This window comes from Geobacillus sp. FSL W8-1251 (assembly GCF_038005945.1).
GTDB classification, from domain to species: domain Bacteria; phylum Bacillota; class Bacilli; order Bacillales; family Anoxybacillaceae; genus Geobacillus; species Geobacillus stearothermophilus.
Genome location: NZ_JBBOUF010000001.1, coordinates 164,152 through 177,804, shown reverse-complemented (window position 1 = coordinate 177,804; position 13,653 = coordinate 164,152). Strand labels below are relative to the sequence as shown.

Here is a 13,653-nt window from a genome sequence, read left to right as displayed (position 1 = left end):
CGCAGACAATGATTTATGCGGTGTTTCGGTTCAGGAAAAACAGCCCGTGTTTGGGCAGCGGCCGTTTAGGAGGCGAGCGGCGCACGCCCGCTGTCATGTCTGCGCCAAACGGCCCGCAGGCGAAAGCTGAGAAACAGAGCACCTGCTGCCAATCCGGCGATCAGGCCGATCCAATAGCCGAACGCTCCGGCGGCAGTCAAGAGAGCGAGCGCGCAGCCAAGCGGAAGGCCAATGCCCCAATAGGCGAGAAGAGCGGACCAAAAAACGGCGTTCACCTCTTTATAGCCCCGCAGCGCTCCTTGGATGGGAGCGGCGATGGCATCGGAAACTTGAAAGAAGATCGCATAGAGCAAAAATTTCCCCGTCAACGCCGCCACTGTCGGATCGTTTGTATACAGTCGAGCAACATCGCCGCGGAAGATGGAAAGAAACAATGCAGCGGCGGCAGCGGCCGCCAAGGCGAGGGTGATACCGATCAGGCAATATTGTTTGGCCGCTTCATAACGGTTGGCCCCAGCTTCAACGCCTACGGCGATCGTCAGCGCCATCGATAAGCTGAGCGGAATCATATACAACAAGGAAGCGAAGTTGAGGGCGCTTTGATGGGCAGCGACTGTTTCGGTGCCAAACCGGCCGACAAGCAGCGTCACCGCAGCGAAAATGCTCGTTTCAAAAAAGATGGCTGATCCGATCGGCACCCCGGTTTTCAGCAACTCTTTCCATGCGGCCCATGACGGACGGTAAAAACGGACGAGCACGCGATAGGGAGACAGACGGCGAAATTTCACCGCGGCAAAGGCAGCGGCCGCGAAGCAGTATGCGTACGTGATCGCTGTCGCATAGCCGGTGCCGATGCCGCCAAGGCGCGGAAACCCGCCATGCCCGTAAATCAACAGCCAGTTGAACAGCATATTGATCGGCAAGGCGGTGAGCGTAATCCACATCGTCACGTTCGTTTGCCCAAGTGCATCGATGAAATAGCGGAGCACAGAATAAAGAAACAGCGGGACGATCCCAAACGACAAGGCGCGTAAGTAATGAAAGGCGATATGCCGAACGTTTTCGTCCAAAGACATCTGTTTCAAGATCAACGGCACAGAAGCGGCGCCGGCCATGACAATGGCGGCAGCAAGCGCGACAGCCAAGTAGAGCGCCTGGGTGACGGCGCGGGCGATTGAGTCATGGCGTCCGGCGCCGAGATGATGCGAGACGATCGGGGACAAGGCGAGCAAAATGCCGCCGACGCCGGTCCACACCGGCACCCATAGGCTGGAGCCGATCGCGACGCCGGCAAGATCTTCGGCGCTCGCGTGGCCGGACATGGCGACATCGACAAAGTTCATGGCATATTGGCCCGTTTGCGAAACGAAAATGGGAAGAAACAAGGCGAACAGGCGCCGCCATTTGCCGTTGGGCGGAGCGGGCGTGGTCATAATCGTTCCCCCTTTTTCCATGATAAAGTGACACATTGTTCTAAATCATCAACCTCATCGTTTCCGAAGCCGGGATGGCCTCCCTCTTCGGAAGCAATTTACGACGAAAGAAACGGCGGTTGGCTGCAAAGCGGAAATTCGATCAAAAAACAAGTGCCGCGTGCATCGCTTTGCACTTTCATCGTCCCGCGATGCAGTTCGACGATTTTTTTCGATAACGACAGGCCGAGCCCAGTTCCCGTTTCCTTCGTTGAAAAAAACGGATCGAAAACATGGTCGATGACCGATGGCGGAATGCCGGGCCCATCGTCGCAGAAGCGAAGCTGGACGATATGGTTCACTTTCCGGCTGCTCACCGTGACATTCATCGTTTTGGCCACTTTGGCTTCCACAGCGTTGCGGAATAAGTTTAAAAACACTTGCAAAAGCTGGCGGCGGTCGCCGCTCATTTCGTAATCGTCCAGTTGTTCGTCGAGGTCAAAATGGACGTTCACACTGTGCAGCAACGCCTCGCTCTGCAGCAGAACGCCGACATCGTCGCGCAAAAAACGGTGCAGCCGGAACGTTTCCATCTTCACGTCCGCCGGCTTGGCGATGTTTAAAAAGTCGGTGATGATGCCGTTTGCCCGGTCAAGCTCAGGAATGAGCAGGCGTTCGACGAGCGAGGCGATCCGGTCTGGCAGCTCGGTTTTGAGCAGCTGCAAATAGCCGCGCACCGTCGTCAGCGGATTGCGGATTTCATGGGCGATGCCGGCGGCGATGCGGCCGGCGACGGCGAGCTTTTCCGTTTCTTTCATCATATTGAGCGACTGAAACATACTGATGACTCGTTTGATCGATCCGTCATCGTTGTAAATAAAACGGGTGTTGACGATGCCGTAAAATCGGTCGAGCACCTCGTGATTGTAGAGCGGCTCGCCTTTTTCAAGCGATTCGAGCGTTGCGATCAGCTCGTCAGGCAGCTTCAGCAGCTCGCGAATATGTTTGCCGATGATGGCGTCGCGCTCGACGCCCGTGTCAATGGCCGCCTGCAAATTGCAAAGCGTGATGATCCCTTTGTCGTCGACAAAAACGATATGGTGCGGCACGAGATCGAGCAGCGGCGTCAAAAAGGCTTCCACTTTTTCAAACGGTACGTCGTGATACAAGTCAATATCCCACTGCCATTTGGCTTCCTTTTCAAGGGACGGTGGAATGGTGCGAAGGTGCGGCCGGATGTCGCCGCGCTTTTTTTCGATGGCGATTCCACTTTCGTAATCGGCAAAGGTGAACGGAAACGGAAGCGTTTCGATGAGCCGCTCATAAGCGCGCAGCTTTCGTTCGAGCTCTTCGATTTGCGATTGTACGAGTCGATCGTTCATCTCTTCAAACTCCTTAGCTGCACATTTCGTTTTTCATTTTACAAAAACCGCCCTCCGTCGGCTATGGCGGACATCGCATCGATCCGACGGGAGGACGAAACGAATCGAAGCAACCGGGCGGTGCGGGCAGGAGCCGTCAATCGATGACTGCCGTTTCCACGCGGGAAAGGAACTGGCTAAGCGCCTCAAGGGACGGAAAAGCAGCTTGCCCCTGCCGCTCGTTGCCGCCCCCTTTGCCGCCAAACAGGGCGGCTTGTTCTTTCAGCCAGTTCCCTGCATGGAGCAAGGAAGACGGTGCTTTGGCGATCACGGCGCGCCAATCGGAGGTGGAGGCGAGAAGCGCGGTTTTGCCATAACGGTCGGCGATCAGACGGGCGATCATTTGCAGTTCTTTTGCCCCATATTGGTCGTAACAGCCAATCACTGCACGTCCTGATTCGGCGGCGGCCCGTTCGGCTTCGACGGCAAAGACGATTGCCTCGTATTGGCGCAGCCGTTTTTCCCATTCTTTTTTCTCTTGTTCCCATTTTGCGATCACGTCGAGCAGCTGATCGCGGCTTGTCCCGAACCGACCTGCTGCCGCCTGCACGACGCGGTGGGTTTGCTGGTAGTCGGCAAGCGCCCGGCCGCCGCAAAGAAAGGAAAGACGCGTCATGCCGCGATGGCGCTCTGCTTTCAGCAATTTGATCACGCCGATTTCGCCCGTGCGTTTCACATGGGTGCCGCAGCACGCCGACAAATCGATCCCTTTCATCTCGACAACACGGACAGAACCTTGGACATCGGGACGCTTGCGAAACGGCATCCGTTCTGCTTCTTCCGGCGTCACCCAATACGTCTCGACCGGGAGATTCGCGTAAATGAGTTCGTTGGCCCGGTTTTCCACTGCCAGCATGTCTGCTTCCGTCAGCGCACCCGCCGTGATGTCGATTGTGACGACCTCGCGCCCAAGGTGAAAACCGACTGTTTCGGCGCCGAGCTGTTCAACGAGTACAGCGGATAATACATGTTGGCCGCTATGCTGTTGTGTATGATCGCGGCGCCGTTTCCTATCAAGGACGCATGAAACGGCGCCCATTCCCGGGTGGGCAGGAAGGCGGTGATACACTTCCCCGTTTTCGTCAAACACATCGAGCACCGGCAAGCCGGCGATCGTGCCGGCGTCAGACGGTTGGCCACCGCCTTCCGGGTAAAACGCTGTTTCCGTCAAGGTGACAATGTATGTTTCGCCGTCTTGGCGGACGCTTGTCACCGTTGTCGTCCACACGTCAACATCCGGCGCCGTATAGTACAACTTTTTCGTCACAACCGTTTCATCCTTTCGTCTTCCGAATGCTTTTCTTTCATATTAGCAAATTCCTTCGCGTTTGCCTATCGCCGATCTTTTTGGCCGCTTTTTCCCGTTGGCAATTGGCCAAATCTATAGAACAATGTTCTAAATAAACAATATTCACAAAAGAAAAAGAACAGACCGTAGACAGCTCTTCCTCTAGAAACACTCTGATGTTTTGGGACAAGTCCAACGTTCAAACGGTTTGACAAAGGAAGCGGGTTGCAGCGATGTTTGTTGAACATGATTTTATCTTAATTAGGCGAGAAGACTCCCACTTCAACGAAGCGAAGCGGAGTAAGTGGGAGATGAATCGCCTTAACTATATTTTGCTGAAAATAGGATAGATTCAGTAAAATATAGTATAATATAGTTAGATGGGAGGTGAAAAAATGTATTTTTGTATCAAACAACAGCTAAATGGTTTGACCAAAGAAGAATACTTGACTCTTCGAGAACTGTGCCATATTGCCAAGAACATGTACAACGTCGGATTGTACAATGTCAGACAATACTATTTTGAACACAAGGAATTTCTTAATTATGAGAAAAATTATCATCTTGCCAAAACTAACGAAAACTATAAGCTGTTAAACAGCAACATGGCACAGCAAATTTTAAAAAAGGTCAATGAAGCCTTTAAATCTTTCTTTGGTTTGATCAGTCTTGCCAAACAAGGAAAATATGACCACAAGGCTATCAGTATTCCAAAATATCTTAAAAAAGATGGCTTTCATTCACTGATCATTGGCCAGATTCGTATAGACGGCAACAAATTCACGATACCGTATTCTCGCCTATTTAAAAAGACTCACAAGCCTATCACGATAACGATTCCGCCTGTGTTACTGGACAAAAAGATTAAGCAGATTGAAATCATTCCTAAGCATCATGCCAGGTTCTTTGAGATTCAGTACAAATATGAAATGCCTGAAGATCAAAGAGAATTAAATGACCAAAAAGCACTGGCAATTGATTTAGGATTAAACAATCTTGCCACTTGTGTCACATCAGACGGCAGATCATTCATCATTGATGGGCGGAGATTAAAAAGTATCAATCAATGGTTTAACAAAGAAAATGCCAGACTTCAAAGCATAAAAGATAAGCAAAAAATCAAAGGCACCACTCGTAAACAGGCTTTGCTTGCTATGAATCGCAATAATAAAGTGAATGATTATATCAACAAGACTTGCCGTTACATCATTAACTACTGTATTGAAAATCAAATTGGCAAACTTGTCATTGGCTATGCGGAAACATGGCAACGCAATATGAATCTAGGAAAAAAGACAAATCAAAACTTTGTCAATATTCCTCTCGGTAACATAAAAGAAAAACTAGAATATCTTTGTGAATTTTACGGCATTGAATTCTTGAAACAGGAAGAATCCTATACGTCTCAAGCCAGCTTTTTTGACGGCGATGAGATTCCTGAATATAATGCCGACAATCCAAAAGAATATAAGTTCAGCGGCAAACGTATTAAGCGCGGCTTGTATCGAACAAAGTCTGGCAAACTAATTAATGCTGATGTCAATGGCGCATTAAACATCTTAAAGAAAAGTAAAGCTGTAGACCTGAGTGTCTTATGCTCTAGCGGCGAAGTGGACACGCCTCAAAGAATAAGGATTGCTTGAAGCAGTCAAACTTCTTTGGAAGCCCCCACTTCAAATTTTCGCTAGAAAATTAAGTGGGGGTAGTTCACGCAACAAAACTATATGCTAAAAATAATCCAAAACCAACTAAAGAAAAGCAACATTTGTCGGTGATGAAATGTTTTGTATATAATAAAGCGGGGTGAACAAGAACCGGTCGCCCGATCGGAAAGGGTGGTTTGATGATGTTGACGTTAACAGACATTGAACAAGCGCGAGCGAAAATGAAAGGCATCGTCCACCAAACGCCGCTTGAGCATTCGCAGACGTTCAGCCGGCTGTCCGGCAATGACGTGTATATGAAATTGGAAAATTTGCAAAAAACAGGTTCGTTTAAGGTGAGAGGCTCATTCAATAAAATTATGTCGCTCACGGAAGAAGAAAGGGCGCGCGGCGTCATCGCCGCCTCGGCCGGCAACCACGCCCAAGGGGTCGCCTACGCAAGCGGCATGCTCGGCATTCCTTGCACGATTGTCATGCCAAAAGGGGCGCCGCTCAGCAAAATTGAAGCGACGAAAAGCTACGGGGCGGAAGTCGTGCTGTACGGCGATGTGTTTGACGAGTCTTTGGAATATGCGTTAGAGTTGCAGCGTGAGCGGGGGATGACGTTCGTTCATCCGTTTGACGACTTGGCGGTGATGGCCGGCCAAGGGACGATCGGCTTAGAGCTGATCGAGCAGCTTCCCGACGTCGATGTCGTTCTTTGTCCAGTCGGCGGCGGCGGGTTGCTTGCGGGGGTGGCGCTTACGTTAAAACAGCTGAAGCCGTCGGTTGAAGTGTACGGCGTTGAGTCATCGGCTTGCCCAGGCATGACGGCGGCCATACGCCATAAACAGCCCGTCTCCATTGCCGCATCGAATACGATCGCCGAAGGGATTGCCGTGAAAAAGCCGGGCAATATTACGTACCAATACATTGAGCAATACGTCGATGGCGTTGTGTGCGTGGAAGAGGCGGAAATTTCACGGACGATGCTGTATGTGCTCGAGCGGAACAAGCTGTTAATCGAAGGGGCGGCAGCTTGTCCGCTGGCGGCATTGTTGTATCAAAAGCTGCCGTTTCGCGGCAAAAAAGTCGCCGCCATTTTAAGCGGCGGCAACGTCGATGTGACGCTCATTTCCCGCATCATCGAGCGGGGGCTCGTCGAAGCCGGACGATTTGTGACGTTTACAACGGTCATCTCCGACAAGCCGGGCCAGTTGAACAAGCTGCTGCGCATTATTGCGGAGCTTGAGGCAAACGTGATGTCGATTCATCATCAGCGCATCGGCGCCAAAGTGCTGCCAGGTCAGGCGGAAATTCACTTTTCGCTCGAGACAAAAAACGAAGACCACATTCAGCAAATCTACCAAGTGTTGTTGAAAGAAGGCTATGATGTACAGTTTTACCGATGAGCGCGCGTGGGAAAACGGTTTGTGTTTCGCCACTGTCTGTTAAGCAAACAGTGGAAAAGCCGTCTTCGAAATCATGTTCACAGGGCTGCCACATGAATACGAAACCATCATTTGCCCAACATAGCGGCTGTTCCTTATGACATGGGGGACAGCCGTTTTGTTTTGTCAATGCACGCGCGGCGCATCTTGCGGCCGCGTCGCGCCGAGGCCTTCGCGGGCCATTTTCGCTTTCAAGCTTTCCAGGACATACAAACCGAACATGCCGAGAAGCTCTTCATCAGTCATCTCACCAATCAGCTTGAGCACATCGCGGCGGCTAAGTTCATCTAAAATCGACATCGCCACCGCTTCGGCATCTTCTTCATCCCCGGTCAGTCGATCTTTATAGTATTCGTACAGATTATCAATAAACTTCATCGGCATCGTCGCCTCGCTTTTTTGAGAGCGGGCTTCCTCCTTTCTTTGCAGTTGGCCGATGCAGACTTAGGGGCATCGGCAGTCCTCTCGGTTTGACGCCACAAATGCCATTGGCAACAGGGATGATGCATAGTATAATGGAAAAAATATCATTCGAAAAGCGGGGGAATTCTATGATTCGCCGGTTAACGGCCGAAGACGATCAACAAGTATTTTCGTTTTTGCGGCAAGATCCGTCGTTCAATTCTCATTGTCGGCGATGATCGTCGGTGTCTGCACGGATCAGGAGCATCGAGGGAAAGGGTATGCCAGCACCGTCGTGGCGAAGCTCGTTTGCGATTTGCTCGCTGAAAGGAAGATGCCGTGCTTGTTTTATGACAATCCAGACGCCGGCCGCATTTACCATCGCCTTGGTTTTCGCGATATCGGATTGTGGGCGATGTACCGTTAGAAGGGAGGAAGTCCCGCCAGCTTGCTTGTGTACAAAAGCAGGCTGGCGGTTATTGTCCGTCTGCGCCGTTGGGCGTGCCGCGGCGAATGTGCTCGCCGCCGTGCTCCCGCATCGCTTTTGCCTTGTCGTTGACGAGCTGTTTTTGGTCAGCGATGGAAGAAGGTGTTTGTTTTTTGTTCGCCATATCGAATCACCTCAATGGAGACGATTTAGCGCGCTGAATGAACATGTCCGCATCTTCGATCAGCCCGCAGACGCCGCATTGGACGCGGTAGCTCGGGCCGCGGTATGGGAGATGGAACGGTTCGAGCGCTTCGTTTGTGTATTCGTGCTCGATGTCGCCGGTGTGCGGATCGAGCTTGACCGCACGCGGGTGCTGCTCAATGAGATGAAACCGCGTCCGGTTCGTTTTGCAGTTTGGGCATAGCATCGGTTCCAATCGAAGCCACCTCCATCTTTATCATTTGAAAACATGGCGGCCATTATGTATCAGCAGGCCCTGTACGACCGTGTTGGTCATGAGAAACAATGGTTGACAATCATGGTGCAGTTCGGGTATGGTAAAGGAAAAACAAAAAATATTTCACTTTTTCAGAAAATAGTGTATTATAAATGGCAAAGGGGATTTTCTATGGCTGACAAACCGCTCAGAGACCGCATTATCGATACGGCGCTTCATTTATTTGAGAAATACGGCTACCACGGCGTGACGGTCGACCGCATCGTTGCGGAAAGCGATACGTCGAAAGGCGGGTTTTACCATAATTTTCTGCGAAAATCCCACGTTGGTGAGTGGTGATTTTCATCCCTGGGTGGAGGGCAAACCATTGCCCATGGATCTTTTCTGAGCGGAAGCATGGGGTGTATCCAGTTTGAAAAAATGGATGGATGTCCCTCTTGCCAAGGGACGGCCGATCATGTATCATAATAATCACCAATCCGTTGCTGCGTTGTGCGTTGTAGAATGAAGTTTCAACCGATGGCAATCAAAAGGGAGTTCTACATTGAAGCGGGAATGTCATGCCTCAATATTCGTGATGGAGGACGGCAGGAACGCTTCTGCGAACACCCACCTGGTGGAGCGTGGTTGAGAAACTGCATTCAGCCAACGGCAACAGCGGCGCGGATTCACGAATGAGGAGTTGGCAAAAGAGTCCAACTGGATGCAAAACATCCGGTTGGACTCTTTTTCGTTGCGTATGTTTTCTCAAAAAGACATGAAACAATATAGTTGATTTTTCCTGTTTTCATGTTATAATAACTATATTTCGTACAGTAATAATTCGTATTGAAACTATTCCAACAAGAAAGATGAGGCAAGGAGGGGGGATGAATGGAAGGGATCAGCCGGGACATCATGTATGCTGTCTTCCGGACGCAAAAGGCGCTTTATCGCCTCATCCGCGAGGACGCCGCCCGCGTCGGGGTGACAGAGGTGCAGCTGATCGTCTTATATACGCTGCTGAAAAAAGAGCATATTCGTCTGAATGACTTGGCGGAAAAATTAAACTTAAGCAACAGCAATGTCAGCGGCACGGTTGACCGGCTCGTCGGCGCCGGCCTTGTTGTCCGAGAGCCGTCGAAGCAAGATCGGCGCGCGGTCATTTTGAGTTTGACGGAAAAAGGAAAAGAGACGGTGTCGGAAGCGTTTGGCGAGCAGTCGGTGCTGCGCCGGCGGCTTGGCCGCATTCAAGAACTCGTCTCTCCAGAGGAGATTGAACAGTTTTTGCATCTTCATGAAAAAATTAAAGCGATTTTACTCGGGGAGGAATAGACGTGAACGTGAAACGACTGGTTGCGCTGAACATCATTGTGCTCATTTTGCTTGTCGGTGGAGGCTTTGCCGCCTACTACTATGTGAATGAAGCAACGAACTACATTAAAACGGACAACGCCCGCATCGACGGCCAGGTCATCTCCGTCGCTGCGCCGCTGTCCGGGAAGTTAACATCCTGGCGGGGCGACACGGGAAAAACCTTCTCAGCTGGGGAAGAAATCGGCGAGGTGTTTGACGGCAAAACAACGATTCCGGTGACAGTGCCGCATCGGATGACGATCGTGCAGCAAAACGCAGTCAAGGACTCGTTTGTCGCCGCGGGGACGCCGCTTGCCCGAGGGTTTGATTTGAACGATTTGTGGGTGACGGCGAACATTGAAGAGACCGATATTGAAGACGTGAAAGTCGGGCAAGACGTCGATATTTATGTCGATGCGTATCCGGACCGCAAATTCAGCGGCAAAGTCGAAAAGATTGGCAATGCGACAGCGAATACGTTCAGCCTGCTGCCGAGCTCCAATGCGACCGGCAACTACACGAAAGTGACCCAAGTGATTCCGGTCACGATTTCCATTGACAATTACAGCGGAGCCGGACTTGTGCCGGGCATGAACGTCACCGTCCGCATCCATAAGTAGGTGATGGGACATGACAACATTTGTCATTGGTTATATTGTGTTTGCCGTTTTGGTTTTGGCGGCGGTCAACATCGCGCTGCGCCGCCGCAAACCGGCTTCAGCTGCAGGGAAGGCGGCGGATGAAGCGGCGGAAGCCAACGCTCAACCGTTAGCGGAAACGAAAGCAGAGCCAGCGGCAGGAACGGATGGGCGTCCGGCCGCTCCAGCCGGGCAAGGCGGCCTCGGGGATATCGGCAGCCGCGGAAAAGTTGTGGCGACGGTCATGCTGGGCGCGTTTGTCGCCATCTTGAACCAAACGTTGATCAACGTCGCCTTGCCCCATATGATGCAAGATTTCAACGTGGAAACGTCGACGATTCAATGGCTCGTGACAGGATATATGCTCGTCAACGGGGTGCTCATCCCGATCAGCCCGTTTTTAATTGCGAAGTTTCCAGCGAAACGGCTGTTTTTGTCTGGCATGTCGTTTTTCGCCATCGGCGCGTTTGTTTGCTCGATCGCTCCAACCTTTGCCGTCATGCTCGCAGGGCGGCTGATGCAGGCGGTCGGGGCGGGCATTATTATGCAGCTGATGATGGTCATTATGTTGTCGATTTTCCCGCCGGAACGCCGCGGGGTGGCCATGGGAACGGTCGGAATCGCCATGATGTTTGCGCCGGCGGTCGGGCCGACGCTGTCTGGCTGGATCGTTGAACATTATACATGGCGGCTGTTGTTTTACGTCGTGTTGCCGATCGCGATTGTAGACATTGTGCTTGCCTCCGTCTGGCTGAAACATACGCCGCGTAAAGGCAATCCAGTGCTGGACGTGCAAGGGGCGGTCTACTCCACGATCGGGTTTGGCGGCGTTCTGTATGGCTTCAGCGAAGCCGGCAGCAAAGGATGGGGCGAGACGGAAGTCGTTGTGTCGCTTGTCATCGGCGCCTTGTTCCTCATCATGTTCACATGGCGTTCGCTCCGCTCGGAGCATCCGGTGCTCAATTTCCGTGTGTTCCGCTACCCAGTGTTTACGTTGGCGACCGTCATCGGTTCGGTCATTAACATGGCGATGTTTGCCGCCATGGTCTTGCTTCCGGTGTATTTGCAAAACTTGCGCGGCTTTACGCCGCTTGATGCCGGTTTGCTGTTGCTACCGGGAGCGATTGTCATGGCGATCATGTCGCCGATTTCCGGCTGGGTGTTTGACCGCATCGGCGCGCGGGCGCTGGCGATCGTCGGCTTGATCATCACCGCGGTCACGACGTGGGAATTCAGCAAGCTGACGATGGATACACCGTACAGCCAGTTAATTTGGCTTTATATTTTCCGCATGTTCGGCATGTCGATGCTCGGAATGCCGATTATGACGGAAGGATTGAACGCCTTGCCGCGCCATTTGTACAGCCACGGCACGGCGATGTCCAATACGATCCGCCAAGTGGCCGCTTCGCTCGGAACGGCGTTCTTGGTGACGATCATGTCCAACCGGGCCAAATTCCATGCGGACATGTACCGAAATGAGATGACGGAAAACAATCCGTTTTTCATGAGCCTTGTCGGCCAGCTGAAGCAGGCGATTCCGAGCGATGAAGCGGTGGTGCAGCTGCTGTATGGGCTCGTGCAGCAGAGATCGACTGTCGAAGGGATTAACGATGCCTTTTTCGTCGCCACCTGCTTGACGGTATTGGCGTTAATGATGGCGTTTTTCTTAAAGGGAAAAAAGCATAAATCGCCATCAGCGTAAACAAAGGAAGCGGCGCAGAAGCCGCTTCTTTTTTTGTTTTATGCCATTATGGACAACAATGTTCTTGCTCCCTTTTTGCATACATATACATCATAAAGACAAGCGGATGACAAAAGAGGGGAGGGGAGCGCCCATGGCGCATTTCGGCTCGAAAGGATGGCTTGTGGCTGAGTTGAAAAAGGCGGGCATCGCCCGTCATCCGGTCGGACGGAAAAAAATTGAAACGTACAAGGCGGCGGAGCTGTACGGGCTGTACCGAAAATATGTGCAGAAAACGCGCTAGGCCGGATGAAAAATCCGGCTTCTTTTTTGGACAACCTAAAGGGGAAAGGAGGGAGGCGCGCCTGATGGTTGACAAGAGTGGGGACGCGCCGGAAGCGATGAAGAAAAAACGGTTTACGGTAGCGGAAGGGGAAACGATCGCCGCCTGTTTAGCGCGAATGAAACAGGAAGGCTACCGCCCCATCCGCCGCATCGAGCAGCCAATTTTCCGCGAAGTGGAAACGAACGGCGAAACGATGGTTGAGCCGTGCGGGCGCATCATCGAATTTGAGGGGGTGCGCGATGAGCCGTAGCAACAGGTCGTTAGCACGGTTGCCCGCCGACGTCAACGATTTGAGGCGTCGGCCATAGCGGCAAATGGCGAATGGGACGTTGCAGCCGGTTGTCCGGGTCGCTACAATAAAGAAGGGGAAAAATATAAAGAGAAGGAGATGACGCCATGATTCATCACACATGGGCGACCCGGCCGACGATCAAAAAAGTAAAGTGCGTTCACACGAACGCGGAAAAATACATGGTCAGCAATGTATTGACGCCGGGCAAAGTATATGAAGTAAAAAACGAAACCGACGAGTTTTATTTTGTCATTGACAACAGCGGAAAAGTCGGCGGGTTTTACAAAGATTATTTTGAGGAAGTCAAATGATCGCGCCAATCACCAAGAAAAAACGGATGTCCGAAACAGGGCATCCGTTTTTTCGATCAGCCGACGGCGCTTTGTTCTGCCGTCGGCGGTCCCACCCGACTTGCCGGCAACGTGATCGTCAACGTCGTCCCTTTTTGTACGGCGCTTTCGATCGTCCACGTTCCTCCCATTTGTTCGATGATTTTGACGGCGACCATCGCACCAAGCCCAGTGCCTTTTTCTTTTGTGCTGAAGTATGGCTCGCCGAAGCGGCGCACTTGTTCTTTCGTCATGCCAACGCCGTTGTCGGAAATGGTAATGACGACTGATGCCCCCCGGTTCTCGGCCGCAACATGGAGCGTGCCGCCGTTCGGCATCGCCTCAATGCTGTTTTTCAACAAGTTGAGAAAACACTGTTGGAAATATTGTACGTTTCCGATGACGATGCCATCTTGGTAGCGTCAAAAGTTCTATGAAAACTCCACACAGATCATCCCATTGAGCATCGTGGGGCATGCGGAGGGCCGGATTCGCCCTTGACCAACACCCGCCAAAGGTGCGGAA

The 13,653-nt window shown here is 51.8% G+C and carries 15 protein-coding genes, 1 other RNA gene and 2 pseudogenes; 11 read left to right on the top strand and 7 right to left on the bottom strand.

Annotated elements, in window-relative coordinates:
• Positions 1–65 precede the first annotated feature (65 nt).
• The 3 genes from NSS88_RS00925 to NSS88_RS00915 all read right to left on the bottom strand — a co-directional run bounded on the left by NSS88_RS00925 (position 66) and on the right by NSS88_RS00915 (position 4,100).
• Positions 66–1,433, bottom strand: a complete 1,368-nt coding sequence (locus NSS88_RS00925) for an MATE family efflux transporter (protein ID WP_049626108.1) — start codon at positions 1,431–1,433, stop codon at positions 66–68.
• Between the two features lie 98 nt (positions 1,434–1,531).
• On the bottom strand, positions 1,532–2,794 hold the full coding sequence (locus NSS88_RS00920) for a two-component system sensor histidine kinase NtrB (protein ID WP_341082569.1): 1,263 nt from the start codon (positions 2,792–2,794) through the stop codon (positions 1,532–1,534).
• Positions 2,795–2,930: 136 nt separating this feature from the next.
• Positions 2,931–4,100: an alanyl-tRNA editing protein gene (locus NSS88_RS00915; RefSeq protein ID WP_339238896.1), complete on the bottom strand. Its 1,170-nt coding sequence runs from the start codon at positions 4,098–4,100 to the stop codon at positions 2,931–2,933.
• A gap of 416 nt (positions 4,101–4,516) precedes the next feature.
• Between NSS88_RS00915 and NSS88_RS00910 the strand changes: the two genes are divergently transcribed.
• Together NSS88_RS00910 and ilvA are read left to right on the top strand one after the other, a co-directional pair.
• On the top strand, positions 4,517–5,764 hold the full coding sequence (locus NSS88_RS00910) for an RNA-guided endonuclease InsQ/TnpB family protein (protein ID WP_047817673.1): 1,248 nt from the start codon (positions 4,517–4,519) through the stop codon (positions 5,762–5,764).
• Positions 5,765–5,967: 203 nt separating this feature from the next.
• Entirely contained in the window at positions 5,968–7,176 is a 1,209-nt protein-coding gene (gene ilvA / locus NSS88_RS00905) for a threonine ammonia-lyase (protein ID WP_055358454.1), read from the top strand.
• A 165-nt stretch (positions 7,177–7,341) separates the two neighbouring features.
• Here the strand turns inward: ilvA and NSS88_RS00900 are convergent, their stop codons facing one another.
• Positions 7,342–7,599: a DUF6154 family protein gene (locus NSS88_RS00900; protein WP_049624278.1), complete on the bottom strand. Its 258-nt coding sequence runs from the start codon at positions 7,597–7,599 to the stop codon at positions 7,342–7,344.
• 253 nt (positions 7,600–7,852) lie between these two features.
• On the opposite strand from NSS88_RS00900, the gene NSS88_RS00895 reads away from it, so the two are divergent.
• Positions 7,853–8,044, top strand: a complete 192-nt coding sequence (locus NSS88_RS00895) for a GNAT family N-acetyltransferase (RefSeq protein WP_082432201.1) — start codon at positions 7,853–7,855, stop codon at positions 8,042–8,044.
• 49 nt (positions 8,045–8,093) lie between these two features.
• On the opposite strand, the gene NSS88_RS00890 is transcribed toward NSS88_RS00895, so the two are convergent.
• Together NSS88_RS00890 and NSS88_RS00885 are read right to left on the bottom strand one after the other, a co-directional pair.
• Positions 8,094–8,228, bottom strand: a complete 135-nt coding sequence (locus tag NSS88_RS00890) for a hypothetical protein (RefSeq protein ID WP_020755515.1) — start codon at positions 8,226–8,228, stop codon at positions 8,094–8,096.
• 6 nt (positions 8,229–8,234) lie between these two features.
• The gene (locus NSS88_RS00885) at positions 8,235–8,483 is read right to left on the bottom strand and encodes a hypothetical protein (protein WP_013145420.1); all 249 of its coding nucleotides are present in this window, start codon (positions 8,481–8,483) and stop codon (positions 8,235–8,237) included.
• Between the two features lie 33 nt (positions 8,484–8,516).
• Between NSS88_RS00885 and NSS88_RS00880 the strand changes: the two are divergent.
• The 8 genes and pseudogenes from NSS88_RS00880 to NSS88_RS00845 all read left to right on the top strand — a co-directional run.
• Positions 8,517–8,831, top strand: a pseudogene (locus NSS88_RS00880) (TetR/AcrR family transcriptional regulator); the annotation flags it as partial.
• A gap of 152 nt (positions 8,832–8,983) precedes the next feature.
• Positions 8,984–9,172, top strand: a non-coding RNA gene (gene ssrS, locus NSS88_RS00875) — 6S RNA.
• 205 nt (positions 9,173–9,377) lie between these two features.
• A complete protein-coding gene (locus NSS88_RS00870) occupies positions 9,378–9,818 on the top strand; it encodes a MarR family winged helix-turn-helix transcriptional regulator (RefSeq protein WP_011231100.1) in 441 nt (146 codons plus the stop codon).
• Between the two features lie 2 nt (positions 9,819–9,820).
• Complete coding sequence (locus NSS88_RS00865) at positions 9,821–10,459, top strand: HlyD family secretion protein (RefSeq protein ID WP_061581026.1); 639 nt, start codon at positions 9,821–9,823, stop codon at positions 10,457–10,459.
• 10 nt (positions 10,460–10,469) lie between these two features.
• Positions 10,470–12,182 (top strand): DHA2 family efflux MFS transporter permease subunit, encoded by a 1,713-nt coding sequence (locus NSS88_RS00860; protein WP_061581025.1) that lies wholly within the window; start codon positions 10,470–10,472, stop codon positions 12,180–12,182.
• 133 nt (positions 12,183–12,315) lie between these two features.
• Positions 12,316–12,465 carry a DUF2639 domain-containing protein gene (locus NSS88_RS00855; protein ID WP_079936670.1) on the top strand — a complete coding sequence of 50 codons (150 nt, stop codon included), beginning with the start codon at positions 12,316–12,318 and terminating at the stop codon, positions 12,463–12,465.
• A 64-nt stretch (positions 12,466–12,529) separates the two neighbouring features.
• Positions 12,530–12,757 (top strand): NETI motif-containing protein, encoded by a 228-nt coding sequence (locus NSS88_RS00850; protein ID WP_050488636.1) that lies wholly within the window; start codon positions 12,530–12,532, stop codon positions 12,755–12,757.
• A 146-nt stretch (positions 12,758–12,903) separates the two neighbouring features.
• The gene (locus tag NSS88_RS00845; RefSeq protein WP_014195730.1) at positions 12,904–13,110 is read left to right on the top strand and encodes a DUF6501 family protein; all 207 of its coding nucleotides are present in this window, start codon (positions 12,904–12,906) and stop codon (positions 13,108–13,110) included.
• 56 nt (positions 13,111–13,166) lie between these two features.
• On the opposite strand, the pseudogene NSS88_RS00840 reads toward NSS88_RS00845, so the two are convergent.
• Positions 13,167–13,544: pseudogene (locus NSS88_RS00840) on the bottom strand (ATP-binding protein); the annotation flags it as partial.
• Positions 13,545–13,653 lie beyond the last annotated feature (109 nt).